We start from the raw sequence: 25,094 nt of genomic DNA on the forward strand, positions 1-25,094 counted from the left end.
AACCCTCAACTATTTCTAGTTAAGGGTTTCGAGCTTGTTGTGTTGTCCGACCAGGGCTCGAACCTGGACTCTTCTGGACCAAAACCAGACGTGTTGCCAGTTACACCATCGGACAATCTTGAACCGCGTTTCTGCGATTAGGGTTGCAAAATTAATAAATATATTTAACCCTCAAAATTTTATTTGATTTTGTTGGAATTTTAGTCCTCAAAAATCAACCTTTGCCACAGATACACAGATTTTTATGTCAAAAATGAAGCTTATGGAAGGATTGTTTTTTGCTCATCGTGAATGCAGTAATAAATGTATAATATGGTTAAAACAAAGAATCTCCTGCATTTGGGCCTCAGCGAAATAATAAATCAAACCAATCTGTGAATCTGTGGCTGTTTCTTTAACAATTTTTAGGCTTAAAATCGCTACCCAGTTCATTTTATTAATTATCTTCGCAAGCGTTATATAAAGAAAAAAATATGAATAATATCACTAATTATCAGCGTCTTAATAATATAATCGGTTGGTTTGTATTCTTAATCGCCTCCTTTACCTATTTGAGTACAATGGAATCTACCGCCTCTTTTTGGGATTGCGGGGAATATATTGCTTGTGCTTATAAATTGGAAGTGGGTCACCCTCCCGGTGCGCCTTTATTCGTTTTAATTGGTCGTTTTTTCAGTTTATTCGCCTTTGGTGATGTCTCTAAAGTGGGGATGATGATCAATGCCATGTCGGCTTTGTGCAGTGCCTTCACCATTCTTTTCTTATTCTGGTCTATTACAGCTCTTGCCCGTAAAATTGTTGAAAAAGACGGAGCATTCACAACTGCTAATATGTATGCGGTTTTCGGAGCTGGTATCGTTGGTGCGTTGGCCTATACATTCAGTGATTCGTTCTGGTTCTCCGCTGTTGAAGGTGAGGTATATGCGATGTCCAGCTTCTTTACGGCCATCGTTTTCTGGTGTATCCTTAAATGGGAGCGCGAAGTGGATACCAATCCGCATGCTGATCGTTGGATTATCCTTATTGCCTACCTAATCGGTTTATCGATTGGTGTCCATTTATTAAACTTGGTGGCCATTCCTGCTATCGTCTTCATTTATTACTTCAAAAAGAATCAAAAAATTAGCCGTAACAGCTTAATCTTAACAGGTATTATTTCCATCGTTATTCTAGGTGGTATTCAAGCGGGTGTGATTCCATTGATTGTAAAATTAGCTGCGAAAACGGAATTGATGGCTGTAAATGGAATGGGATTACCCTTCAATAGCGGTACCATCATTTATGGTGTCTTATTAATCGGTGGTATTGTTTGGGGATTGCGTTACACTGCTCAAAAGGTGAAACCAATTTTAAATACCGTTATCCTTTGTTTCACCGTTATCTTAATCGGTTACTCTTCTTTCTTAGTGTTGGTGATTCGCTCTCAAGCAAATCCTCCAATGGATGAAAACAACCCTGAAAATGCGGTTAACTTATTGTCTTATTTGAACCGTGAACAATATGGTACTTGGCCAATTATGTACGGGCAATATTATTCTGCTCCTGCTGTTGACGATGAAGATGGAAATCCTGTGTATGTGAGAGATGATAAAAAAGGGGAATATGTAATTTGGGATCACCGCAAAGGTGCTATCCGCGTATACGACAAAGATTTTTGTACCATCTTCCCACGTATGTGGAGCGACCAACCGCAACACGTTGCCGGTTACCGCAGATGGACCAACCCGAAAAACTTTAAACACAAAACCATTCGCGATCCGCAAACCGGTGAAAATGTTTCTAAAGAAATTCCAACGTTTGCTGAAAACTTAAAATTCTTCTTTAAATATCAAATCGGACAAATGTATTCCCGTTATTTCTTGTGGAATTTTGTGGGCCGTCAAAACGATATTCAGGGGCATGGTAACGCTACCGAAGGAAACTGGATTAGCGGAATTTCTGCTATTGATGAATGGCGATTAGGGCCTCAACAAGGTTTACCGGATGGTGCAGATAATAATAAAGCAAGAAATATCTTATTCGGTTTACCTTTTCTTTTAGGGATGATTGGTTTGTATTACCATGTGAAAAAAGATAGACGCAATGCTGCTGTTGTAGGATTGTTGTTTTTCTTCACCGGTATCGCCATCGTAATTTATTTGAATCAAAAACCAATGGAACCACGTGAACGTGATTACGCGTATGCGGCTTCCTTCTATGCCTTTGCCTTCTGGATTGGTATTGGTGTATTGGCTATTTTCGATTTCCTTGCAAAATGGATGAACAAAACAACCAGCGCTATTGCTGCAACGGTTGTGTGCTTATTAGCCGTTCCGACCATTATGGCGAAAGAAGAGTGGGATGATCATGATCGCTCTGACAGATACATTGCAAGAGATTTTGCAGCCAACTATTTGAATTCCTGCGCACCAAATGCAATTTTATTTACCAATGGAGATAATGATACATTCCCACTCTGGTATGCACAAGAGGTGGAAGGCATCCGTACCGATGTGCGTGTTGTTTGTTTGGAACTCCTAAACACTGATTGGTACATCGATCAAATGGTTCACAAAGCATACGATTCTGATCCGGTTCCTTTTTCATTTACAAAATACCAATACCGTCAAGGAACACGTGAGGCTGTATTGTTCAGTAACTACCAAGGAAAACAAATTCAAGGATTCATCAACGTAAAAGATTTAATTGAATTTATCAAGAACGAAGACATGGATCATACGGTTCAAGTTTCGAAAGATACCTGGTACAATTTCTTCCCGACTAAAAACATGAGTATTCCGGTGGATAGCGCAACCGTTGTCAACAACGGAACGGTGCCAAAAGCATTGGCAAACCGTATCGTTAAAAGCATCGATTGGTCACCATCTGTGCCGGGAACATCTTCTGCAAGTTACCTTCAGAAAAATGATGTAATGATTTTAGATTTGTTGGCACACAATAACTGGAAACGCCCGGTTTACTTCGCTGCTACTGCTCCTGCAAGTTCTTACTTAAACCTTGCTCCTTACTTACAGTTGGAAGGATTGGCGTATCGTTTAGTTCCAGTGAAACAAAACGATGAAGAAGCACAACAAGAAACACGTGTGGCTACTGAAATTATGTATGATAATTTCATGAATAAATTTAAATGGGGCGGAATGGAAAAACAAGGAACATTCTTGGATAATGTATTCTTGAGCTCTTGTGTATTGAACATCCGTCAACGTGCCGGAACACTTGCAACTGCATTGGTGGAAGAAGGTAAAAAAGACAAAGCAATTAAAGTACTTGACAAATGTTTGGAAGTAACACCATTTGAAAACTGTCCGATTGACGGAACACTTTACTCAGTTGTGTTTGCATATTACCAAGCAGGTGCAATGGACAAAGCAAATGCTTTGGCGAAAAAATTGTTTGACAATTATGAAAATAACATCAATTACATCTATGGATTAGACAGAGATCAAATTCCTAGCTATGGAAGTGAATTGAAACAAGCACAAGGCATTATGGAACAATTGGTTTCGTTTGCAGGCTACTTTAAACAAATGGACTTGGCAAAAGATTTCCAGGAACGTTATATGAAAGCGGTGCAAGATTATAGTTTGCCGAATTCTAACAGAAGCCGACCACAGTAAAGAATTATACTCACGAGGCACCAGCCTTCTCCTAGAAAATTACTTCCGCTTCCCTTCTCCATATGGAGAAGGTGCCGGAGGCGGATGAGGTGAGAGGGGTGGGGTTGAAAAGCTAATTAAAAGGATGATGATATAACTTAAAATTAGTTCAATTAGAACCTATACGTGTACATCGTCCGCCCTTCATATCTCCTTCGTCAACTTTATCCAAAAGCAATTTGGAGAGTTCCTACAACACAAAAAAAAATCTATTTAACATTTGATGATGGGCCTGTTCCGCATATTACATCTTGGGTACTCGATGTTTTAAAAAAGGAAGAAATCAAAGCAACCTTTTTTTGTGTGGGAGAAAATGTTTCAAAAAATCCATCCATTTACCAACGTATTCTAGCTGAAAAACATGCTGTTGGGAATCATACTTACAACCACATGAATGGCTGGAATGCCCATGGCAATCAATATCTCCGTAATGTAGTGAAGTGCGCTGAGGTGGTGAATTCAAAATTATTTCGTCCACCCTATGGCAGAATAAAAAAATCACAATTGGCACTTATCTCAAAGCAATACTCCGTTATTATGTGGGATGTATTGAGTGGCGATTATGATAAAAACACAAGCAAGGTGCAATGCTTAAAAAATGTTACGGATCATGTTAGAAATGGCTCCATTGTTGTTTTTCACGATAGTTACAAAGCTCAGAATAACATGGAATACGCATTACCAAAGTTTATAAAATTTGCGAAAGAAAACGGTTTTGTGTTTGATGTGCTGAAGTAGATTTTAAAACGTTATTGCGAGGTACGCTCCCAATGACGCTCCGCTACAATCACGCTATCACCCACCTCTCACCACTTAGTTACCTAGTCACCTAGTCACTTAGTTACTTATAATGCTTCTCAATATACTCCATCGCTTCTTCCTGTGTTTTTACAGAAAAATTCCGATACCGATGATGCACATCAATGATTTCTTCAAGAGCAGCTTTCACCAACTCTTTGTTCTCCCAGGTTTTTAAATCTTCAACTACGGTTTCCAAACAACCTTTTTTGTAAGCAATTTGTCCGATTACGTGCACCAACGTGTTTCTAACCCGTGCTGTTTTATCGTGTTGCAATTCTTTTAATAGTGGCAGAATATCTTGTGGATGGGTTCTTCCGCGCAGTTCAATACCATGACAAATTTCTCTGCGGATTTCTTTATCAGGATGATTCAAAAATTGCTTCGCAAATGCAAGCACCGGTTTTGGATTTTTTTCTCCCATCTTTTTTATTGAACCAATCACCGCATTACGCACTGAATGGTGATCATCCATCAATCCTTCTTTCATCAACGGTTCGATGAGGTGAAAATCTTTTTTTCCAATCTCTCCTGCAGCATTAATAACAGTTTGACGAATCTTCTCGTTTTCGTGTTTGAAAAGTTTGTCGAGTAACTTAAATATGGAAGGGTGAAGGGATGGGTTGGCGATGTAAATTTTTCCAATCGCTAAATAACCTGTTTTTCGGATGTAGGTATCTTCATCTGAAAAAATGTCCAGGATAAATTTGGGCTTCCCGCTTTTTAATTCCGATAAAATCTGTTGATTAATTTTATCAACCAATTCAATGCGTTCAGACTTATTCAAATCATAAAAGGCCATGTGTTGAGATGGAATAAATACCATCAAATGTAATTATTAACTTTTATTTCGGAGCGCGACCCCTCTCCTTTTTCAAGGAGAGGGGCAGGGGTGAGGTCAACACGATAGATTAAACAATAAAAAGCACCTCAGAATCGCCCTTTTTCCTAACTTCGAATCGAAATTTTTGACCCCAAACATTATGAAAAAACTACTCTTTTTAATTCTTACTCTTTCCTCTTCTTCTGTTTCCATTTCTCAAATCGACTTCAAAGGGTCGTTGGATAAAGTCAAAAAAGATGCAATTCAAAAAACAAAGGATGCCGGAGAGAAAAAAATGGATGAATCCAGAAAGGAATACGATGAGTCGAATTTCAATTATGCCATTTCGTTCAGCGATAATGCCGGTTTGTTCGAAACAAAGGAAAAATCAGATCGCCTTAAAAACTCATTGATTGAAGGGTATAAGATTGGAACAAACAAAGACGAAACGGATTTAACTGTTGACCGTGCAAAAAATTTCAATAACTCCGGAGAACTAGCTTTTGCTGCCAATAAATTTCGTACTGCGGAATTTAATTTTAAGCAAGCAATGTTTATTTATGAAAAAAATGGTGCAACACGTACGGCTGATTATGCTTTATCACAAAGCAATTTGGCTCTCTTATATCAAACAACCGGTAGATATACCAAAGCAGAAAAGTTTTCGGATTTGGCATTGAGCTTACGTAAAGAATTGGATGAAAAGTCGGCTGCTTATGCAGCTTCTGAAAACAACAAAGCAGTTTTATTAAAAGATGAAGGAAAGTATAATGAGTCGGAAGAGCTCATAAATAAGGCGATTGAAGATAATGGTGCTGCTTTGGGAAAAACTTCTGTCCCGTATGCAATTGCATTAAATAATAAAGCCATGTTGCTGCAACTGTTAGGACGAAATACCGATGCTGAAAAATTAATGAATGAAGTATTGGTGATTACAAAAGAAAAATTGAAGGAATCATCGAGCAATTACATTCGCTTAACCATCAATCTGGCTTTGCTTTATCAAGATATGGGTAAACTCACCGAGTCGGAAGCGATTTATTTGAATGCCATCAAATTGAAAGAAAAGAAACTGGGAAAAAATCACCCTGATTTCGCCTACTTAAAAAGAGGCTTGGCATCGTTATACTTACAAATGGGAAAAACCACGGAAGTGGAAGCTTTGTTGAAGGAAGCACAAGATATTTATAAGAGAAAATTGGGAGAGAAACATCCTGCAACTGTTGCTACGATGGTTGATTTAGGTAACTATTACCGAATGAATAATAAGTTAACAGAAGCAGAACCTTTGTTAATCACTGCAGAAAAATTGCGTGGTGAATTATTAGGCAAAACACATCCTGATTACATTCGTTCGTTGGAAGACTTAGCCATTTTGCAATGGCAACAACAAAAAATCAAAGAAGCGGCTACAAATTATACCATTGTGATGGATGCGACCATGTCTTACATCGATATGTATTTTGCTCCGATGAGTGAAAGTGAAAAGGCGAAATTTTGGGATAAAATTTCTCCACGATTACAACGCTTCAACTCTTTTGTTGTGGACGGAAGTGCTACTAATCCTGAGTTAATCGGACAAATGTTCAATTATCAGTTAAAAACAAAAGCGTTGTTGTTGAGCGCCACCAACAAAGTAAAGAATGCAATTTTATCGGGAGGCAACGATGAGCTAAAAGGCATGTATACCCAATGGTTGGATCAAAAAGAATTATTGGCGCGTTTGTATACCTTATCGAAAGAAGAATTAGCAGAAGAAAAAATTAATTTAGATTCGTTAGAAGGAGAAACCAATGCGTTAGAGAAAAAATTGTCTGCTCAGTCAAATGCCTTTAAAGAAGGTTATTCCGGATCATCAATATCCTTTTTGGATTTGGCGAAACAGCTAACTGCTGAGGAAGCAATTGTAGACATTATCGAATTTAAAAAGTTTAACGGTGTATTTACAAACGAAATCTATTATGCTACGTTGGTGTTGACACAAATGCAACTCAACCTGTTTTGTTAATCAATAAAAATGGTGTAGCGCTGGAGTCAGATGATATTAAGCTGTACAGAGGGAATATTAAAAATATGAAAGCCGATGGCGACTCGTATCTTAAGTTCTGGGAACAAATTGATAAGTCGATTGTCGGCAAAAAAACAATTTATGTTTCATTGGATGGTGCATATAACCAGATTAGTTTGAATACACTAAAAGATCCATCCGGAAAATATTTGATTGATTCCAAAAACCTTGTCTTGGTGACCAATTCCAAGGATGTATTGCAATTGAAAAAGAGTCAACAAGCTGTAGCGATTAAAACCGCCACATTGGTGGGTTATCCATTTTATGGTGAAGAAGGTTTTATTGCTGCATTGCCAGGAACAAAAAAGGAAATTGACAACATCAATCCGATTATGAAATCCAGCGGCTATAAAACTGCCATTTTTGAAGGGAATGAAGCAACAGAAACAAATGTGAAGTTGGCGCAGACCGGTGTTTTACACATCGCCACACATGGATTCTTCTTGGCAAATACGAATGCAATTGAAGACGAAAAAGTTCTTGGTATCGAAACATCGAAAGCGAAAAATAATCCTTTGCATCGTTCCGGTTTGCTTTTAGCGAATTGCGAAAAAGTATTTGATGGCACGAGTGATTTAACCAATAAAGACAATGGTGTTTTAACTGCGTATGAAACGATGAACATGTCGCTTGATAATACACAATTGGTTGTATTGAGCGCTTGCGAAACAGGTTTGGGCGATATCAAAGCCGGTGAAGGGGTGTATGGTTTACAACGTGCATTTCAGGTTGCCGGTGCAAAAGCAATTATTATGAGTTTATGGCAAGTGAGTGATGATGCCACGATGGAACTCATGACAAATTTCTACAAAAACTATGTAGTTTCAGGAAATAAACAAGATGCATTTATCAAAGCGCAGAAACAAATTAAAGTGAAATACAAGGAACCATTTTATTGGGGTGCATTTGTATTGATTGGAAATTAATTTCTGCGAAGCGGAATATAGGTTTTGCCGTTTTCTATCACGATATGACCTTGTTCTTCCAAGCTTTTAATAATCTCTCCAAAAAGCTCTTTGATGATGGTGCTGTCGCTTTTCCAGAAATGCCCCACCGAAGCTTTAATGGAATCTTCGATGCGTTCGATTTTATGGAAAGCCATACGACCCAAATAAAACACCACTAAATCTGATTTCAATTGTAAACGATCTGCATCTTGAGTATTATTTGCTGTCGGTGCTGGTGTCGGTGTAGGTGTTGGTGTTTCTTTTTGTGCAGTTTCTTTTTTTATTCCATCTATTCGTCTTACTGCCCAGCCACTCCCTCCGGCTAAAGAACCACAAGTAAAGCGCATATCATGATTTTTTTCAATATAACGAACAAGGGTACTCGGACTTGCTTTTCGTTTCCAATCACTTTTCTCTATTAACAAAGCCTCTCCAACTTGTAAATTAACAATGGAGTTGAAAACATGCGAGCTACGACCTTTCCCGCGAATGGGCAATTGGTTGTATTCTTCCGAAGTAAGTTTTTTCATAAGAAGCCGTTTTTTTGTTGATAACTAGACAAAACTATGAAAAATTGTTAATAAAATCCAATTAAACCGCATTAAAGTTTATAATTCAGTTATTATCTGTTTTTAAAATGGTGTTTAACTGTTGTTTAAAGTCTACTAAACTGTCATTAAATCCATTGCAGGCCAATAGCGCCACGAAAAAGACTTTGGGGTAGGAAAGTATTGAAAAGTCGCTTAGTTACTTAGTCGCCTAGTCACTTAGTCACTTCTGTAAAAGCTAGTCACTTCTCTAAAAGCATTGCAACATACATTTCAGGAACGACCAATTCGCTCGTACAATAGTTGAGTTTGTCATGGATGGCGGAAGGATAGGTGTTCACGATTTGAAAACCAAAAGGAGTAAAGAAATCGGGGATAATACAAACAAGGAAAATATCGGAAGTGCTTCGTTTAATTAAATCTGCGACAATGGCTTTCCCGATGCCTTGTCTGCGATGATTAGTAACAACACCTAAGGAGCAAAGTTCAAAACAATCGCCATGGTTTCGCAAGCGACCAAAGCCAACAAGTTCATTTTCTCGGAAAGCAGCAATAAATTCCTCTTGTTTTAGATTGCGGTTGTCCAGCTCGAACTGTTGAATGTAGTTTCGAATTTGAGTAAATTCTTGTTCGGATGGAGTTCTGAACGTCATGAAGTATATTAAAACAGTAAACAATTGACACAACTGTCAACTGCTTACTGCATATTTTTTTATTAGTGGTGGTGACCGTGTGGACCATGAACGTGGCCATGTGCCAACTCATCTTCAGTAGCCGGACGGATTTCCAATACTTCACCTTTGAAGTGCAAATCTGTTCCTGCTAACGGATGATTGAAATCCATTTTTACATGCTCAGCAGTAATTTCCATTACTTTACCATATAAACGGTTTCCTTCATTATCAACCATTGGAAGAGTAATTCCAACTTTTACATTTTCTTCGTCAAATTTTCCATCTTCACCTAAAAATGCTTCGATAGGAATCATTACTACATGTTGTTCGTCACGAACTCCATATCCACGTGCATGTTCAATAAAAAAATCAAATTCATCTCCCGCTTTTTTACCACGTAAGTTGTTCTCGAAATCTTCTAATAAACCGCCTGTTCCGAATATAAATACGAAAGGATGTTCTTTACTTGTTTGTTCTACTTGTTCGCCTGTTGCTTTAACACGAAGAGTGTAGTTTACCGAAACTACAGCGTTGTTTTCAATCGTCATGATGTTGTTTTTTAAAAATTAAGTCCGCAAAGGTAAACTTTTTATGGAAATAGTATATTTTCGCTTATCTATAAAGCTGGAACTTTCTAACTTTAGACTTTAAACGATTTGTATGAATTATCCAAACCTCATCAATAGCAAACTCCCCAACGTAGGCACCACCATTTTTTCTGTGATGAGTAAGTTGGCCGTGGATCATAATGCTATCAACCTTTCTCAAGGGTTTCCTGATTTTGCCTGCAACGAAGAACTGATTGCTTTGGTAAATAAATACATGAAAGCCGGACACAATCAGTACGCGCCAATGCCCGGATTGATTGGCTTACGGGAGCTACTCGCAGAAAAAACAGAAGCTCTTTACGGCACCAAATATGATCCTGATACTGAAATTACCATCACTGCTGGAGCTACACAAGCCATTTACACTGCCATTTCAGCAATCATTCGTGAAGGGGATGAGGTCATTATTTTTGAACCGGCTTACGATTGTTATCAACCGGCTATTGAATTAAATGGTGGGAAAACCATTTATATGCAGCTTCAAGCTCCTGATTATACGATTGATTGGGAAAGTGTAAAAAAGATGATTAATCATCATACGAAAATGATTATCATTAATACACCTCATAATCCTACCGGAAGTATCATGAGTGTTGCTGATATGATGATGCTCCAAAAAATTGTTCAAGGAACAGACATCATTATTATCAGTGATGAAGTATATGAACACATCATCTTCGATCAACAACTTCATCAAAGTGTTGCTCGTTTCCCAATCTTGGCGGAACGCAGTTTTATCATTTCTTCATTTGGAAAAACCTATCATACCACCGGCTGGAAAATTGGTTATTGTGTAGCTCCTAAAAATTTAATGGCTGAATTCCGAAAGGTGCATCAGTTTTTGGTGTTTTCCTGCAATACACCCATTCAGTATGCGTTGACCGATTTTTTAAAACAAAAAGAACAGTATCTGGAGCTTGGAAATTTCTATCAGAAAAAACGTGATTTTTTTATTGATGCGATCAAAGGTTCTCGATTTGAATTGATTCCCGCTGCCGGAACGTATTTTCAATTGTTGAATTATAATGGTTTAAGCAAAGAAAAGGATGCAGAGTATGCTATCCGTTTAACAAAAGAATTTGGAATCGCATCCATTCCAATTTCGGTATTTTATCATGAACAAGTTGATAATCATGTGTTGCGCTTCTGCTTTGCAAAGAAAGAAGAGACATTAGCAAAAGCTGCTGAGATATTGAATATGATTTAGCTTTACAACAAAGGAAGCCACAAATTCACCGATTTAATTATTTGTAAAGAAATTACAAAAATATTTTTTTAAATAAATCCGTTTAATTCTTTCTTTGATAGACAAATCTGTGAATCTGTGGCAAAATCTCGAACACTATGAACGACCTAAAAATAACCATCATACAATCCGATTTACATTGGGAAAACAAAGAGAAAAATCTTGAACAGTTTTCTCAAAAAATTGCATCCATCTCTGAAGCAACTGATTTGATAGTACTTCCAGAGATGTTTACAACCGGCTTTACAATGCGCCCGGAAGCGTTTGCAGAAACCATGACAGGCGCAACAATCGCGTGGATGAAAACAAAGGCAAAAGAAAAAAACTGCGTTATCACTGGAAGTTTTGTTTGTGAAGAGAATGGAATGTATTTTAATCGATTGATGTGGATGAAGGCTGACGGCACTTTTAGCACCTACGATAAACGCCACCTGTTCAGAATGGGAGATGAAGATAAACATTATGGTCATGGAGACAAAAAACTAATCGTTGATTTAAAAGGTTGGAAAATTTCTCCGCTTATTTGCTACGATTTACGTTTTCCGGTTTGGGCAAGAAACACAAAAGAGAATTTGTATGATGTTTTGATTTATGTTGCCAACTGGCCGGAAAGAAGAGCACATCCTTGGAAATCATTGCTGGTAGCACGTGCCATCGAAAATCAAAGTTATACCATTGGAGTGAACAGGGTAGGAAATGACGGAAATGCTATTTACCATTCAGGCGATTCGGTTGCATTAAATTTTAAAGGTGAAGCAATCAGCAAAATCGAGCCAGGAAAGGAAATAATTGAAACAATCACTTTAAGCTATCAAGAGTTGGTAGAGTTTAGAAAAGCCTTTCCGGTGATGTTGGATGCGGATGATTTTGAAATTAACTAAAGCTTTTACCACAGATTACTCAGTCCCGATAGCTATAGGGATTCACAGATTATTTTGTTGATGAGTAGAATCTATTCCCCTCTAGAGAGGGGTTAGGGGTGTGTTTTTGTCCGTTATTCCGTAATCTTCCATTCCAGCTCTGCATCCCAATTCGAACGGATATTAATTAACTCCGAATTATAAATGACCTTTTCGGGTTGAGTCTTTTTTAGATAATTTCCTGTATCCCACTTACGATTGCGATTGTCATCATAAATGATTTTTAATTTATACTTTCTTGGGTATAAATAACCATAATCCAATACAACCGATTTGCTCACAAATTCTTCTCGTATCACATTCCCGCTTTCGTCCATCAAATGCACAATGTAAATGCCATCCGTTGGTGGAACCGTTAAATTCAACTTCACACTTCCATAATATTTTTCTTCACGGGTTTTAAATTTAATTTTTATGGAATCGTTTGTTAGCCCGAAAAAATCTGTAAAAGTGCCGGGCAGAATTAGTAAATGGTAGTTGGTGTTTTCTTTCAGACTGAAATTTTTAAATTCAGGAGAACAAATATATGTTCCAGGATTATTTGCATCTTCAGCTACATTACTTATAGAGTCCCAATATCCAATTTTTACCAGATCATCGTTATAGCCTGAAAATCCTAGATACCATTTGGATTTATACGTGAGTGTATCTTCTCTGAAAATAACATTTTGAGCATTTTCTTTTGTAGAAATGAGGTTGGAAAATTTCAGTGCAATGCTACTGTTTAAATCAAAACTCTCATTCCCATCCGGACTGCTCACCAATTTCAATTTCAACGGATTTTTTTTCGATTTTTCCGCATCTTCCCGTTTGATAAATTTTATGGAAAGGGTATCCAATACTTTATTCCCATTGCTGACTTGTAAAATCAACGAGTCTTTTTGGACGTTTTTAATCCAATACGTTAACGTGTCGTTGTTTTTAGAAAACTCTAAATACTCCTGTACCCCTTTCTGGTCGTTGTTTAACGGCTGTACTCTTAAACTATCGGATCCTTGGTTGAAATACAAACTGACTTTTCCGTACGAATCATGAATGTATTTTTTTAAGAATGTTTTTTTTGATGGTTCTTGAAACAAATCAATCAAGATGTTTTGTTTCTCCGATACATCTATTGGAGCATCTACAAAACCAATGCTTTCCGACTCTCCATCGTATTTGTAATTGTTGTTTGCATCTTTTATCGTTACCAACTTATACTTTCCTGCTTTAATATTATTGATTTGAAAGGCTCCCTCTTTATCCGTTTTTGCAAAATAATCGGGTTGTGATTTATACACAACACTATCTGTTAAATCGCTGTACAGCATCACGAGTAAGCCTTTTTCGGTTGATTGATTAAATGCGTTTTGTACTTTCCCTTTTAGTTTTAACGAATCAATAAATGTCCCGGTAGAAAAAATGTATTGAAAGTTTTCAAGCGGATTGTTTTCATTTAAATCCTGAAGTGCATTTCCGAAACTGATGCAATAGGTGGTATTTGGTTTTAATACTTCTGCCTTATCCAATTCAATGGTTAACGTTTTGTTTTTGACTGTGACATCGGGTGTTTTAGCCAAAGGTGGAGAAATAAGCAATTGATTGTTTAAATCCTTTAACGTAACAAATTCATTAAATTCAATAGCAATGTTTTTAGAGTTGAAGTTCAATTGTGCACTGTCGGGAACAAATTTCAGCGCTTTGGGTGGAACGTTATCTTTTGGTCCACCTCCGGGAGCAACCACCTGAGCGCAGGATGAAAGCAAGAGCACGAAAAGGAAAAATTTTACCGCAGGGAATGATGCTGAGGAAGCAAAGAAATTTTTTATTGTTTTTTTATTCAACATATTATTGCTTGAGGTTCTCTATCAATCTCATTAATTGTTCCAAATATAATCTATCGGTTTCATCAAATGTTGCCAAATGCTCGCTATCAATATCCAGTATCAGCGTTACTGTTCCACTTTTATCAAAAGCAGGTAAAACAATTTCTGATTTCGATAAACTACTGCAAGCAATATGTCCGGGAAATTGGTCTACATCTTCTACTACAATTGTTCTTTTTTCTTTCCAAGCCGCTCCACAAACACCTTTGCCTAAACCAATTCGCGTACAAGCAACCGGACCTTGAAACGGTCCAAGTACAAGTTCATTGTCTTTCACAAAGTAAATGCCGACCCAAAAAAAGTCCATCCCAAATTTTAATGCAGACATGATATTCGACAGGTTAGCAATAAAATCGGTTTCTCCTTCAACCAGAGCATTGATTTGAGGGAGAAGTGATTCATACTTCTCTTTTTTTGTAGTACCCGAAACAGAAAGTGATTCAGCCATTGTTGATTTTACTTATGGTTGCAAAGATAAGAAAATGATTTTGAGTAATATTTCTATTGCGTAGCTATTCCCCTCTCCTTTTTAGAGGGGTTAGGGATGAGATCTAATTGCTTGCGTATGCAATCGTTGCCACACTAATCTTAATGCCGGGAATCTGTTGTAAGGTTTGTGCGCATGCTTCTAATGTAGCGCCTGTTGTCACCACATCATCAACCAATAAAACATGTTTCCCTTCCAGTGATTTGATATCTTTTAATTGAAAAATCGACTCTACATTTTGCCAGCGACTGAAACGCGATTTTTTGGTTTGCGTTTCTGATTCATAGGCACGGAACAATGTTTTCACATTGGCAGGAACGCCCATACTGACAGACAATCCTTCGGCAAACGCTTCACTTTGGTTGTACCCTCTTTTTTTAATTTTCTTAGAATGAAGTGGAACGGGAATAATGGTATCCACCGTTTTAAACGAATCACACATTTTTAACTCATAACCGTAGAGCTTCCCAACTGCAAACCCGACTTCTTTTCGCCCTTTGTATTTCAACTGGTGAATAATGTGTTGTACCCTTCCACCTTTGTTGAAACCATAAAATGCTGCGGCAGATTGGATATCCACTCTTCCCCAGAAAATTTTAGCAACCGGATTGTCATTGTTCAGGTGAAAATTGGTTTTTGGCAAATGATAAACACAATAAGTACATAGGGTTTGTTCGTTCTTATACAGACTGTTTCCGCAGGATGCGCAAACTTGTGGGAATATCAGTGAAATAAAGTCGTTCAGCATAAGATTTTGTGAAATAAAGGCTAAAAATTATTACTTTTGTATATCGAAAATAAACAATCCTCAAATATGGAAACCAATAAAGAAGAAAAAAAATCAAATAATAAAATTTTATGGATTCTGTTATTGCTGTTATTAGGCGGTAATGGTATATTCGGATTCCTTTGGTGGAAAGAAAGAAACAGAGCCAATACCGTTGTTGTTGAGAAACAAGAAGTGATTGTTGAACGTGATAATGTGAAAAACGATTTGTTGCAATTACAAGATGAGTATTCCAAGTTGGAGTCATCTGATAAAGCTGTACAAGCTGAATTAGAAGCAAAGAGAGCGGAAATTGCAGAATTAATTATTCAAGCAGAAAAACACAAAGGTGATGCATACATCATTTCTAAATTGAGAAAAGAAACAGAGACCTTGCGTTCCATCATGAAACATTTTGTGGTACAAATTGATTCTTTGAACACCTACAACAAAGTTATTATTGCAGAAAAAGATAAAGTAACAGCTGATCTTACCGCTGAAAAAGGCGTAACGACTCAACTTACAAAAGAAAAAGAATCGTTGCAAAGTACTGTAAACCTTGGTTCCATTTTAAAAGCGGAAAACCCAACTGTTAAAGGTGTGAAGTTTAAATCTGGGGGAAAAAAAGAAGTGGAAACAACCAAAGCTTCTCGTGTTGAACGCATTAAAGTTTCGTTTGTAATCGGAGAAAATAAAATTGCAAAGAAAGGCGTAAAACCGGTTTATGTGCGCATCATGTCACCAGATGGGAAAGAAGTTACTAAATCAGCTGACGAAGGAAACATGGTGAAATTTAATGGTTCTAAAGGATACTATGCGGCAAAACAGGATATCAATTATACCAATGAAGATGTTGCGGTTGATGTATTATGTCCAAGCCCAAGTGGATTTATCCCTGGAAAGTATTTAATTGATATCATTTGTGATGATGTTATTGTTGGACAAACCAGCATTATGTTGAAATAAACCTCACCCCAACCCTCTCCTTGAAAAAGGAGAGGGAGTAGAAATTATATGAATCCAAACATCAACCCAGATAGTGAAAACTTAAGTTCTTCCGAAAAGGAGTTCGAAAAAGTTTTGCGTCCGGCCGAGTTTGATGATTTTACTGGTCAGCATGAAGTGGTTGAAAACCTGAAAATATTTGTGCAAGCGGCCAAACAGCGTAGTGAAGCTTTGGATCATATACTTCTTCATGGCCCTCCGGGATTAGGAAAAACAACCTTAGCAAACATTGTTGCCTCTGAACTTGGGGTGAATATAAAAATCACTTCCGGCCCTGTACTTGATAAACCGGGCGATTTAGCCGGTTTGTTAACCAACCTCGAAGAAAATGATGTATTGTTTATTGATGAAATTCATCGGTTAAGTCCGATTGTGGAAGAGTACCTCTATTCTGCAATGGAAGATTATAAAATCGATATCATGATTGATAGCGGTCCGAATGCGCGTAGTGTTCAAATCAAATTAAATCCGTTTACATTGGTTGGTGCTACTACACGAAGTGGTTTACTTACAGCCCCGTTACGTGCTCGTTTTGGAATCAATTCTAGATTGAATTATTATGATTCCAAGTTGCTGAAAAAAATTATTATTCGTGCAGCTGGAATTTTAAATGTTCCCATCACCGAAGATGCAGCCAATGAAATTTCTCGAAGAAGTCGCGGTACACCTCGTATTGCGAATGCTTTGTTGAGACGCATCAGGGATTTTGCTCAGATAAAGGGAAACGGTTCAATCGATATTGAAATCGCACACATCGGACTGTCCGCACTAAACGTAGATAAGAATGGGTTGGATGAAATGGATATTCGTATTCTTTCAACGTTAATTGAAAAATTTAAAGGCGGACCTGTTGGTTTAACAACCATTTCTACAGCTGTTGGAGAAGAAGCAGGAACCATTGAAGAAGTTTATGAACCTTTTTTAATCCAGGAAGGTTATCTTGTTCGTACACCACGTGGAAGAGAAGCTACAGATCAAGCTTACAAACACCTTGGTAAAATCCCTCGTGGATTTAAAGGAAGTTTATTTGACACGAAATAGTTCATTCATCAATGAACTCCTCCAAACATACTGCCCTCATTAAAGCAGAAGCCAAACGTCTCGGTTTCGATTATGTGGGCATTTCCAAAGCAGATTTTTTAGCAGAAGAAGCACCAAGATTAGAAAACTGGTTGAATAAGAATATGCATGGACAAATGAGTTACATGCAAAATTATTTTGACAAGCGCTTAGATCCTCGATTGCTTGTTCCTGGAGCCAAAGCAGTGATTTCACTTTTGTTGAATTATTATCCTTCCGAAAAACAAGTTGACGATGCAGCTCCAAAAATCAGCAAATATGCGTACGGAAAAGATTATCATTTAGTCATCAAAGAAAAATTAAATGAGCTGTTGGAATTTATTAAAGAAAACATCGGAGAAGTAGATGGTCGTGCTTTTGTTGATTCAGCGCCTGTTTTAGACAAAGCATGGGCAAAAAAAAGTGGCTTGGGTTGGATTGGAAAAAACAGTAATCTCATCAATAAATCTAGCGGTTCGTTTTATTTTATTGCCGAACTCATTGTGGATTTGGATTTAGAATATGATGGAGCAATAAAAGATTATTGCGGAACTTGTACCAAATGCATTGATGCTTGTCCTACGGATGCGATTGTTGCACCTTATGTAGTAGATGGCAGCAAATGCATTTCGTATTTTACGATAGAGTTAAAAGAGAACATTCCGAATGAAGTAAAGGGAAAATTTAATAACTGGATGTTCGGCTGCGACATCTGCCAGGATGTTTGTCCATGGAACAGTTTTTCAAAACCACATGCAGAACCCCATTTCAAAGCAAATGCTGAACTTTTAGGAATGAAAAGGCAAGATTGGGAAGAGCTCACCGAAGAAACCTTCAGGCGCGTGTTTAAGGATTCAGCAGTAAAGCGAACCAAGTTTGCGGGACTAAAAAGGAATATGGAGTTTCTTAAGACTTAACAACCGATTTATACACTTCGTTAATCACATCTTTATATTGATGTCCGAATGTAGTTAAGCACCAAATCATCAATAATGCTTTCTCCTCAGGTTTTAGCCATTTTACGGCTTTCATTAACTCTTTGCGAAAAAGTGCTTTATCAAAACTCACTTTTTCTAATATATTCTTACTTAATTCAAACATACTCTTTGTATTAAGGGTTTACCACTCTTATTATTGACTAGAACTAAATTACTTCATTTAAAACGAAAAGTCAAGGACAAAGTTACTTTTTTAAAAAGGAATTTTTGATGAAATTTTTGTTAAAAAATGGTAAAGCCTTCTGCTTCACCTAGGTTGACAAGAATTATTATTTCTCGCTCCAGCGAAACGATTGTTGTTCCAGTCCAGCTAAATCAATCACGCGATCAATTACAGTAGCGGCAAGCTCTTCGAAGCTTTGGGGATTGCTGTAGAAAGAGGGGCTGGCCGGACAAATAATTCCTCCGGCTTCGGTAATGGTTTTCATATTGTTGATATGAATCAAACTCAGAGGTGTATCACGTGTTACCAATATTAATTTTCTGCGCTCTTTTAAAACTACATCAGCAGCACGTGATGTTAAATCGTTGGAGATGCCACTAGCGATGCGTGCAAGGGTTCCCATCGAACAAGGGCAAATAATCATCGTGTTATATTTTGCTGAGCCGGATGCAAAAGGCGCAAAAAAATCTGATTTGTTATAAATGGTAAACGGGAGTTTTTCATAATCGGAATTTCCCAATTCGAACTTCCACACATCTTTTGCATTGTCGCTCATCACAATGCCAACAGTTTCAATTTGTTCATGCAGTGCTTGTAATTTTTGCAACAACACTTTCGCATAAATGGAACCGCTTGCACCTGTAATGGCTACTACTATTTTATGTTTAGGGTTGTTCTGCATCTCCAAATCGATAAGTTAAAGTAAACGCTAATACGTTGTTTCTTTGTCCGGGATTAAACCAAAAACTCGCTCCGGAAGCGTATTTGCGAATGGGTAGCATTGAATTTGTAAATCGCCAGTTGATTCCTAATTTTTTATAAATCTGATAATTGATTCCAATGCTTGCACTTACTTCTGTTTTATAAAACGGAATCGGATTGTAAATTTCTCCAACTGCATCGTATTCTTTTGCATTGATTAAATAACCAATTCCCGGCCCGATTTCAAATGTGAATTTCTTTAGCTGATACTGTAATAACAAAGGAACTTCCACATAGTTTAGTCTCATCAAATAAAAACTATAATCGCCTTTGCTGCCATCGCCAATATGTTTGCTCCCTTTTTGCACAAACAAGATTTCGAATTGTGCACGCCATTTTTCACTGAGTTTTCCATTTAACGTTACCCCACCATCAAAACCAAATTTATCAAATCCTCCATAGGTATCTCCCTCCACCTGACTGGTGGCAATTCCCGCTTTTAAACCCGGTTTAAAACGCGTTTGCGCTTTTGCTGTACAAGTGAAAGCACAAATAAATAGTGTGATTATGACTGCATTCTTCATTGTAACAAAGTTAATTAAAATACAAACGCCCACACAATTGATGTATGGGCGTTTGAGAAATGGCAGCTAATTTTAAGGGAGGAGCTTGACTTCCTCCACTTGAATAATTTCTTTGGTACTCACACGATAGATATATGCAATTAGATGACAGTGATGCTCATCACAAACAACACCTTTATAGGCAGCAGGAATAGTATATGCAAACTTTTTAATGTGCGTTGTTCCTACTGGAATGCTACCAGTTGCCAACGGCTCACCCCACGCACCGGATGGAGTAATTGCATCGCGTAGCATGTGACGGTGAACATAAAATGGTTTAATGTTTCCAACACTATCCTGATAACTAACAATACTATCTTGTGATAATAATACAACCATTCTTAATGTATCACTCATTGTGGTTAAGAAAGAATCTTTTATAGAACAACAAATTTTTCGGGTAGCTAAATCATAGTCAACAGCTATTTGTAAGTCTACAACAGACGGTTCACCAATGATGCCGGCAACATAAGGTTTCCAGCCCGGAAAAAACTTTAAATGGGATAAGGATGTTGCATCAAATTCTTTTCTGTTGAACATCCCTTGTGGTAATCCAAAATCAGATGCACCGAATGTAGCATCATAGGCATCACCTACATCTGTTCGATAGTCTTGTGTAAATGCAGTTGAAGGAGAACCAGCATACCCTGGAGCAGGCACAGCAAAACTTCCAACATGAATTCCCAAACCTACAATTTGTCCGGCATACATCGAATCAATTTCATGCAATTCTTTAGCGGCACGCGGGCAGTTTCCGCACGTGTGGCCGGTAAAATCTTCAATCAATATTTTTTTGATGTGCGTGGTAACTGTTGGGAATGTTGGTGTTGGACAAGATGCGGTATCCCCTAAGTTTGCATTTGTATCCGGGTAAGGGTTTTCTACAAAATCACAAGAAGTGAAAAAGATGGAAGACACAAACGATAAAATTAAAAACTTCTTCATGGTCAAAATGTTTTAGAAACTACTTGTAACAGTTAAGGTAACACCATTGGATGCCGGCACTAATCGGCAAATACCGCCTACACAAAAAATACCAGCACGTTGTTTTCCGTAGCTCAATGTAATTCGGTTGGAATTTTTATTGTAACCTACCGTTGCATTTGGGTAGTGATAGCGCTCATTTACATGGTCATTCCCAAAATTATATTGATCTAATGCTGCAATGAACCAATGTGAATTGATAGTGTATTCTAATAGTAGCATCCCCCAATCTTGGTGGTCGTCATTCGTAGAGAGTACTTGTGCTTCAAGTCGGATAGTTCCTTCTTTTTTCAAACGGTAGGAAATGTCAGCAACGATGATGTCCGAATGGATGGTTGGGAATCCTGCTTTTTGAATTACACTTTTGTTATAAATCTGATGTGAATAAATCAAAGATGTTTTGATTTTTTTTCCAAATTTCTGATTCAACTCCACATAAAAATCACGGAAGTAAACTTGCTTTCCGGGACCGTAGGAATTTACGGTATATCCTTGCAACGTGCTATCTGTTGCAGGATTTAAAAGAGTTGTGTCTAAATCGTTGGAGCCTGAATAATTGATTAAAATATCCATTTTCCATTTTGGTTTTTTAATAAGCTTAGCACTTACTTCACCCGAATATTGGAATTCGCCATTTGGTTGAGATGCATATGGATAAAACGTCAAAAGATTGTACGTGTGATTTTTATTCAATGCAGGGGTGTAATTTAAAAGTAAATTGTTCACGGATGCTTCTCTGTCGGAGCGAAAGTTCATGTTGTCGGCTCTACTGGCACTTGCTGAGATTGCAATTCCCTTTTTAGCATAGCTGGCCATGATGATTTGTGCATCGCCCGGTTTGTAAATTTTACCAACTAAGTTAGCGGAATTCGGGTCGTTAATTTTATATGCATATTCGGCATTCAATCGGAAATCTTCATAATTTAATTCTAATCGTCCGGCTGAGGCTCCAACATTTTCCGGAAGGACCAATGCAGGATCTTCATCTTTTTGGTAGCGGCTCACAAAGCTACCACCTAAAGTAACGCGTAATTTTTTCTCAGCTAATTTTGTAAACACTTCGTTGATATTTAACTCTCCGTCAAAACCACGAACAAGTCCGGGACCTTGCGTCATGAATGAACGCTGTTTACCAACCAAGCCGGTTAGATAAATACCTTTAATTACCTCGTATTTTAATCGAACACCATCTAGCGCATTGTCGAATCCTAATCCACGTTCTTCATAGCTCCGTAAAACCAATCCGTTTCCAAATTGCTGGTAAAAATTACCAACGGTTACTTCCAATGCATCTGATTTGTAGCTGGCAAAACGGTATTGAATTCCATTCCCTTGATAGCGAGGATCAAATCCCTGCAAGGCACCTAAATAGGATTCGTAACGAATACCGGCAGTGAATTTCCCTTTTGTATAAATGATGTTGGCAAAGCCGTTCATCAACATTTTTTCAGGAACATTGGGTGCTCCAATGGTTGTATCGGGAACATAGTATTGTGCAGTTGCCTGAAAATTACCATGCACATCGCCCATGTTGGGCAGGTTATTTAAATTAATTTGTGCGGTAGCAATACCGCTATAACATAATCCGCATAAAAGAACGGATGATTTAATCGTGTCAAAATATTTTTTTCTCACAAAAAATAAGATAATAGGTTAATCTACTTTTTCTCCTTTGGCAACTTTTCTTATGATTTCAATCAGGTGTTCTTCATCACCATCCGCATAGCCATTGTGTTGCCAAACAATTTCGCCTTTGCCGTTAAGCACAAATGTATGCGGAATATCTCCAACATTCATGGCACGTTTAAAATCTTGGTTCTCGTCCTGATACACCTCGTATTCCCATCCTTTACTTTTAACATCGGTTGCTACCTTTGCTGAACTACGAGAGTCGTCAGTAGAGATAGCAATCAACTTTACGCCTGTTTCTTTTTGCCAATCCGGATATACTTCCGCAATGGCATCTAATTCTTTTTTGCATGGTTTGCACCAGGTTGCCCAAAAGCTGATAATGATGGGTTTCCCATCATTACTGAATTTGGAGGTGTTTACAGTTTTCCCATCCAATGCTTTCACATCTGCAGCAGGGATTGAACTTGTAGTTTGTGCTTGAACTGTAACAAAAGCAATGATTGCAATTGCGGCAAAAATAAGTTTTTTACTCATCAGAGATTTTGCTCTTACAGCATTTGTGAATACGTTGTGGTTCATAAAATGTTATTTTGAAAGATTAATAAAAAAATAAATCAGCTTTGAATGTCAATAAACATACCAAAAGCTGATTTATTTTTTATTAGTAATGACTATTTGTTAATAGACACTTTTTTAGTGATTGTGTTGTTTCCAACAGTAATGTTTAAGAAGTATAATCCATTGCTTAATGAAGAAGCATCCAATTGGTAAGTATGGATACCTGTGCTCATGTTACCAAGGTTTTCACTTTGAACCAATTGTCCAACTGTGTTAACTAGAACAATAGAAACTGTGTTTTCAGCAGTTAAGTTGAAATCAACTGATGCATTGTTCGCCATTGGGTTTGGATATACATTTACTCCATTAACCAAAGAGTTTTCTTCAACACCTACAGCAGCAGCAACATTGATGTTATCAATATAGATGTTGTTACCATAAGCAGATGTTCCTTTGAAACGAACTAAAACGTTAGATTGACCAGCATACGCTGATAAATTTACAGTTTCGTTTCTCCAGTTTGAAGCAGCAGATGGAACGAATGATGTAGTTGAAGCAGCCATTGTAGACAAAGTAGCTCCTGATTTATTGTAAGCAGTTGCCCAAGTAGTTCCACAGTTTGTAGAAACTTCAACTTTTAAGTTATCATTTTCAGATGAGTACTGACGGTAAGCAACATCAAACGTCATTGTATGTCCAGTTCCAGTTAAGAAAGACATTGGCTCTAATGTTACCATATCAATATCTCCAGAAGGAATATTGAACCACATCAATTTGATACTTTTTGAAGAAGAATAACCGGTAGTTGCATTTTCCCAAGTTAATGCATCACCACCATTGCTAATCGTCCAAGCTGCAGGCATACCAGATGCTTCAAAAGATTGAACAGTTAATGCTCCACCAGTTGAAGGATAAATGATAAAGTTAGCAGTTGTTGAGTTGTTTGTTGCAGTTGGATCAGCAACACCATTTGGATTAGAAACTTCACAAGTAATTGTGTGAGATCCCGGTACCGAAGAACCAACTTTAACACCTGTAAATGTAGTGTTGCCATAAGTTGCTAAAGAACCTGTCCAAGTGAATGTTTTTTGAGTAACACCATCCACTTTTAATGTGATTGTTGCAGAAGTTAATGTTGTAGTTCCTACGTTACCAATACGGAAAGTAGGAGTTACGCTATCACAAGAAGCTAAAGATGTGTTTAATGCAGATGATAACATCATTTGAGCATCAACAGCAGCAGTAGCAACTGAACATGAAGATTTTGCAGCATACAATGTAGTCATTGGTGCTTGACCAACTTCTGTAATTGAACGATCTGGGCAAATCATGTAAATGGTTGGAAAATAACCAATTGCATAGTTTGCGTTGAAAGTAGTTGTTGCAGACGCAGAAGGGTTAATGATTGGGTAAGTTGTTCCTGTTACCCAGTCACCTTGCGATGCTGCAGTTGTTCCATTTAAATCAGCTAAAGTTGTTGCTCCATCACCTTCGATGTAGAATACCATTAACTCATTTGTTCCACCCGGACCATAGTTATCATAAAGATCTCTTAAAGCATGGGTGTTGTGGTATCCCCAACATGGCCCACACCAAGTAGCAGATACGTCAATGAATACTGTTTTGCCAGCATTTAAATAGGTGTACAAGTTATGTGTGGTACCATTTAAGTCAGTAAGTGTCCAATCCGGAGCGATGCTTCCATCGGCCAATTGTGCCTTACTTTCAACAGCTGTGAAGGTTAAAGTCACAGCCGCGATAAGTTGTAAAATTTTTTTCATTTTCATTTGGGATTTAGGTTAATTATAAAGCTTGAGATTTTGTTTCACGAATAACGAATTTAGCACTTATTTAAAAGAAAAACAAAATAAATTCAGTTCTTTTCTATTCATTCGATAAACCAAATTTAGACGACCACTCATCCGTTTTCAAGTGCAATTAAATTTAATATTAGCATTTGAATG

The 25,094-nt window shown here is 37.6% G+C and carries 23 protein-coding genes and 1 tRNA gene; 9 read left to right on the plus strand and 15 right to left on the minus strand.

From position 1 onward, the window contains the following. Positions 1-42: 42 nt before the first annotated feature. Positions 43-115 (minus strand) — tRNA-Gln (locus tag IPP64_01695). Positions 116-473: 358 nt separating this feature from the next. Between IPP64_01695 and IPP64_01700 the strand changes: the two genes are divergently transcribed. Beyond that, positions 474-3,617 (plus strand): DUF2723 domain-containing protein, encoded by a 3,144-nt coding sequence (locus IPP64_01700; protein ID MBL0328148.1) that lies wholly within the window; start codon positions 474-476, stop codon positions 3,615-3,617. 165 nt (positions 3,618-3,782) lie between these two features. Then, positions 3,783-4,394, plus strand: coding sequence for a polysaccharide deacetylase family protein (locus IPP64_01705; protein ID MBL0328149.1), 612 nt, complete (start codon positions 3,783-3,785; stop codon positions 4,392-4,394). 103 nt (positions 4,395-4,497) lie between these two features. Here the strand turns inward: IPP64_01705 and IPP64_01710 are convergent, their stop codons facing one another. Then, positions 4,498-5,256 carry a HEAT repeat domain-containing protein gene (locus tag IPP64_01710; protein MBL0328150.1) on the minus strand — a complete coding sequence of 253 codons (759 nt, stop codon included), beginning with the start codon at positions 5,254-5,256 and terminating at the stop codon, positions 4,498-4,500. Between the two features lie 181 nt (positions 5,257-5,437). On the opposite strand from IPP64_01710, the gene IPP64_01715 reads away from it, so the two are divergent. Both IPP64_01715 and IPP64_01720 read left to right on the plus strand, forming a co-directional pair. Beyond that, a complete protein-coding gene (locus IPP64_01715) occupies positions 5,438-7,285 on the plus strand; it encodes a tetratricopeptide repeat protein (protein MBL0328151.1) in 1,848 nt (615 codons plus the stop codon). Next, on the plus strand, positions 7,279-8,271 hold the full coding sequence (locus IPP64_01720) for a CHAT domain-containing protein (GenBank protein ID MBL0328152.1): 993 nt from the start codon (positions 7,279-7,281) through the stop codon (positions 8,269-8,271). The genes IPP64_01715 and IPP64_01720 overlap by 7 nt, the downstream gene beginning before the upstream one ends. Here IPP64_01720 and IPP64_01725 read toward each other — a convergent pair. The 3 genes from IPP64_01725 to IPP64_01735 all read right to left on the minus strand — a co-directional run bounded on the left by IPP64_01725 (position 8,268) and on the right by IPP64_01735 (position 10,062). After that, a complete protein-coding gene (locus tag IPP64_01725; GenBank protein MBL0328153.1) occupies positions 8,268-8,822 on the minus strand; it encodes a hypothetical protein in 555 nt (184 codons plus the stop codon). The two genes, IPP64_01720 and IPP64_01725, sit on opposite strands and share 4 nt — an antisense overlap. Before the next feature lie 260 nt (positions 8,823-9,082). Then, positions 9,083-9,493 (minus strand): GNAT family N-acetyltransferase, encoded by a 411-nt coding sequence (locus tag IPP64_01730; protein MBL0328154.1) that lies wholly within the window; start codon positions 9,491-9,493, stop codon positions 9,083-9,085. Positions 9,494-9,555: 62 nt separating this feature from the next. Beyond that, positions 9,556-10,062: an FKBP-type peptidyl-prolyl cis-trans isomerase gene (locus IPP64_01735; protein ID MBL0328155.1), complete on the minus strand. Its 507-nt coding sequence runs from the start codon at positions 10,060-10,062 to the stop codon at positions 9,556-9,558. Between the two features lie 112 nt (positions 10,063-10,174). On the opposite strand from IPP64_01735, the gene IPP64_01740 reads away from it, so the two are divergent. Together IPP64_01740 and IPP64_01745 are read left to right on the plus strand one after the other, a co-directional pair. After that, a complete protein-coding gene (locus IPP64_01740) occupies positions 10,175-11,329 on the plus strand; it encodes a methionine aminotransferase (GenBank protein ID MBL0328156.1) in 1,155 nt (384 codons plus the stop codon). Between the two features lie 137 nt (positions 11,330-11,466). Then, positions 11,467-12,249, plus strand: a complete 783-nt coding sequence (locus IPP64_01745; GenBank protein MBL0328157.1) for an amidohydrolase — start codon at positions 11,467-11,469, stop codon at positions 12,247-12,249. A 113-nt stretch (positions 12,250-12,362) separates the two neighbouring features. Here IPP64_01745 and IPP64_01750 read toward each other — a convergent pair whose 3' ends face one another. From IPP64_01750 to IPP64_01760, 3 genes are all read right to left on the minus strand, one after another. Next, on the minus strand, positions 12,363-14,039 hold the full coding sequence (locus IPP64_01750; protein ID MBL0328158.1) for an Ig-like domain-containing protein: 1,677 nt from the start codon (positions 14,037-14,039) through the stop codon (positions 12,363-12,365). Positions 14,040-14,115: 76 nt separating this feature from the next. Then, positions 14,116-14,601, minus strand: a complete 486-nt coding sequence (locus IPP64_01755; GenBank protein ID MBL0328159.1) for a GAF domain-containing protein — start codon at positions 14,599-14,601, stop codon at positions 14,116-14,118. Between the two features lie 103 nt (positions 14,602-14,704). Beyond that, positions 14,705-15,388 carry a ComF family protein gene (locus IPP64_01760; protein ID MBL0328160.1) on the minus strand — a complete coding sequence of 228 codons (684 nt, stop codon included), beginning with the start codon at positions 15,386-15,388 and terminating at the stop codon, positions 14,705-14,707. A 66-nt stretch (positions 15,389-15,454) separates the two neighbouring features. Between IPP64_01760 and IPP64_01765 the strand changes: the two genes are divergently transcribed. Genes IPP64_01765 through queG form a run of 3 tightly spaced genes read left to right on the plus strand, consistent with a single transcriptional unit; the run spans position 15,455 to position 18,387 of the window. Next, a complete protein-coding gene (locus IPP64_01765; protein MBL0328161.1) occupies positions 15,455-16,372 on the plus strand; it encodes a hypothetical protein in 918 nt (305 codons plus the stop codon). A 48-nt stretch (positions 16,373-16,420) separates the two neighbouring features. Then, entirely contained in the window at positions 16,421-17,452 is a 1,032-nt protein-coding gene (ruvB, locus tag IPP64_01770) for a Holliday junction branch migration DNA helicase RuvB (GenBank protein MBL0328162.1), read from the plus strand. 11 nt (positions 17,453-17,463) lie between these two features. Continuing rightward, positions 17,464-18,387 (plus strand): tRNA epoxyqueuosine(34) reductase QueG, encoded by a 924-nt coding sequence (queG, locus tag IPP64_01775; GenBank protein MBL0328163.1) that lies wholly within the window; start codon positions 17,464-17,466, stop codon positions 18,385-18,387. Here the strand turns inward: queG and IPP64_01780 are convergent. The 7 genes from IPP64_01780 to IPP64_01810 form a co-directional block, all read right to left on the minus strand. After that, the gene (locus IPP64_01780; GenBank protein ID MBL0328164.1) at positions 18,377-18,571 is read right to left on the minus strand and encodes a hypothetical protein; all 195 of its coding nucleotides are present in this window, start codon (positions 18,569-18,571) and stop codon (positions 18,377-18,379) included. The two genes, queG and IPP64_01780, sit on opposite strands and share 11 nt — an antisense overlap. A 166-nt stretch (positions 18,572-18,737) precedes the next feature. After that, positions 18,738-19,313 (minus strand): UbiX family flavin prenyltransferase, encoded by a 576-nt coding sequence (locus tag IPP64_01785; GenBank protein ID MBL0328165.1) that lies wholly within the window; start codon positions 19,311-19,313, stop codon positions 18,738-18,740. Then, positions 19,297-19,917, minus strand: coding sequence for a PorT family protein (locus IPP64_01790; GenBank protein MBL0328166.1), 621 nt, complete (start codon positions 19,915-19,917; stop codon positions 19,297-19,299). Before IPP64_01790 ends, IPP64_01785 begins: the two co-directional genes overlap by 17 nt. A gap of 72 nt (positions 19,918-19,989) precedes the next feature. Next, a complete protein-coding gene (locus tag IPP64_01795; protein MBL0328167.1) occupies positions 19,990-20,901 on the minus strand; it encodes an Omp28-related outer membrane protein in 912 nt (303 codons plus the stop codon). 12 nt (positions 20,902-20,913) lie between these two features. Continuing rightward, on the minus strand, positions 20,914-22,575 hold the full coding sequence (locus tag IPP64_01800) for a hypothetical protein (protein ID MBL0328168.1): 1,662 nt from the start codon (positions 22,573-22,575) through the stop codon (positions 20,914-20,916). A gap of 18 nt (positions 22,576-22,593) precedes the next feature. Continuing rightward, positions 22,594-23,106 (minus strand): TlpA family protein disulfide reductase, encoded by a 513-nt coding sequence (locus IPP64_01805; GenBank protein MBL0328169.1) that lies wholly within the window; start codon positions 23,104-23,106, stop codon positions 22,594-22,596. A 137-nt stretch (positions 23,107-23,243) separates the two neighbouring features. Further along, positions 23,244-24,911, minus strand: coding sequence for a choice-of-anchor J domain-containing protein (locus IPP64_01810; protein MBL0328170.1), 1,668 nt, complete (start codon positions 24,909-24,911; stop codon positions 23,244-23,246). Between the last annotated feature and the right edge of the window lie 183 nt (positions 24,912-25,094).

This window comes from Bacteroidota bacterium (assembly GCA_016722565.1).
Taxonomy (GTDB): Bacteria; Bacteroidota; Bacteroidia; order 2-12-FULL-35-15; family 2-12-FULL-35-15; genus 2-12-FULL-35-15.

Coding starts and splice junctions, on each gene's coding strand:
- IPP64_01700 (MBL0328148.1), top strand. CDS start 474: ATGAATAATATCACTAATTATCAGCGTCTTAATAATATAATCGGTTGG.
- IPP64_01710 (MBL0328150.1), bottom strand. CDS start 5,256: ATGGCCTTTTATGATTTGAATAAGTCTGAACGCATTGAATTGGTTGAT.
- IPP64_01715 (MBL0328151.1), top strand. CDS start 5,438: ATGAAAAAACTACTCTTTTTAATTCTTACTCTTTCCTCTTCTTCTGTT.
- IPP64_01725 (MBL0328153.1), bottom strand. CDS start 8,822: ATGAAAAAACTTACTTCGGAAGAATACAACCAATTGCCCATTCGCGGG.
- IPP64_01730 (MBL0328154.1), bottom strand. CDS start 9,493: ATGACGTTCAGAACTCCATCCGAACAAGAATTTACTCAAATTCGAAAC.
- IPP64_01735 (MBL0328155.1), bottom strand. CDS start 10,062: ATGACGATTGAAAACAACGCTGTAGTTTCGGTAAACTACACTCTTCGT.
- IPP64_01740 (MBL0328156.1), top strand. CDS start 10,175: ATGAATTATCCAAACCTCATCAATAGCAAACTCCCCAACGTAGGCACC.
- IPP64_01745 (MBL0328157.1), top strand. CDS start 11,467: ATGAACGACCTAAAAATAACCATCATACAATCCGATTTACATTGGGAA.
- IPP64_01755 (MBL0328159.1), bottom strand. CDS start 14,601: ATGGCTGAATCACTTTCTGTTTCGGGTACTACAAAAAAAGAGAAGTAT.
- IPP64_01760 (MBL0328160.1), bottom strand. CDS start 15,388: ATGCTGAACGACTTTATTTCACTGATATTCCCACAAGTTTGCGCATCC.
- IPP64_01765 (MBL0328161.1), top strand. CDS start 15,455: ATGGAAACCAATAAAGAAGAAAAAAAATCAAATAATAAAATTTTATGG.
- ruvB (MBL0328162.1), top strand. CDS start 16,421: ATGAATCCAAACATCAACCCAGATAGTGAAAACTTAAGTTCTTCCGAA.
- queG (MBL0328163.1), top strand. CDS start 17,464: ATGAACTCCTCCAAACATACTGCCCTCATTAAAGCAGAAGCCAAACGT.
- IPP64_01780 (MBL0328164.1), bottom strand. CDS start 18,571: ATGTTTGAATTAAGTAAGAATATATTAGAAAAAGTGAGTTTTGATAAA.
- IPP64_01785 (MBL0328165.1), bottom strand. CDS start 19,313: ATGCAGAACAACCCTAAACATAAAATAGTAGTAGCCATTACAGGTGCA.
- IPP64_01790 (MBL0328166.1), bottom strand. CDS start 19,917: ATGAAGAATGCAGTCATAATCACACTATTTATTTGTGCTTTCACTTGT.
- IPP64_01795 (MBL0328167.1), bottom strand. CDS start 20,901: ATGAAGAAGTTTTTAATTTTATCGTTTGTGTCTTCCATCTTTTTCACT.
- IPP64_01805 (MBL0328169.1), bottom strand. CDS start 23,106: ATGAGTAAAAAACTTATTTTTGCCGCAATTGCAATCATTGCTTTTGTT.
- IPP64_01810 (MBL0328170.1), bottom strand. CDS start 24,911: ATGAAAAAAATTTTACAACTTATCGCGGCTGTGACTTTAACCTTCACA.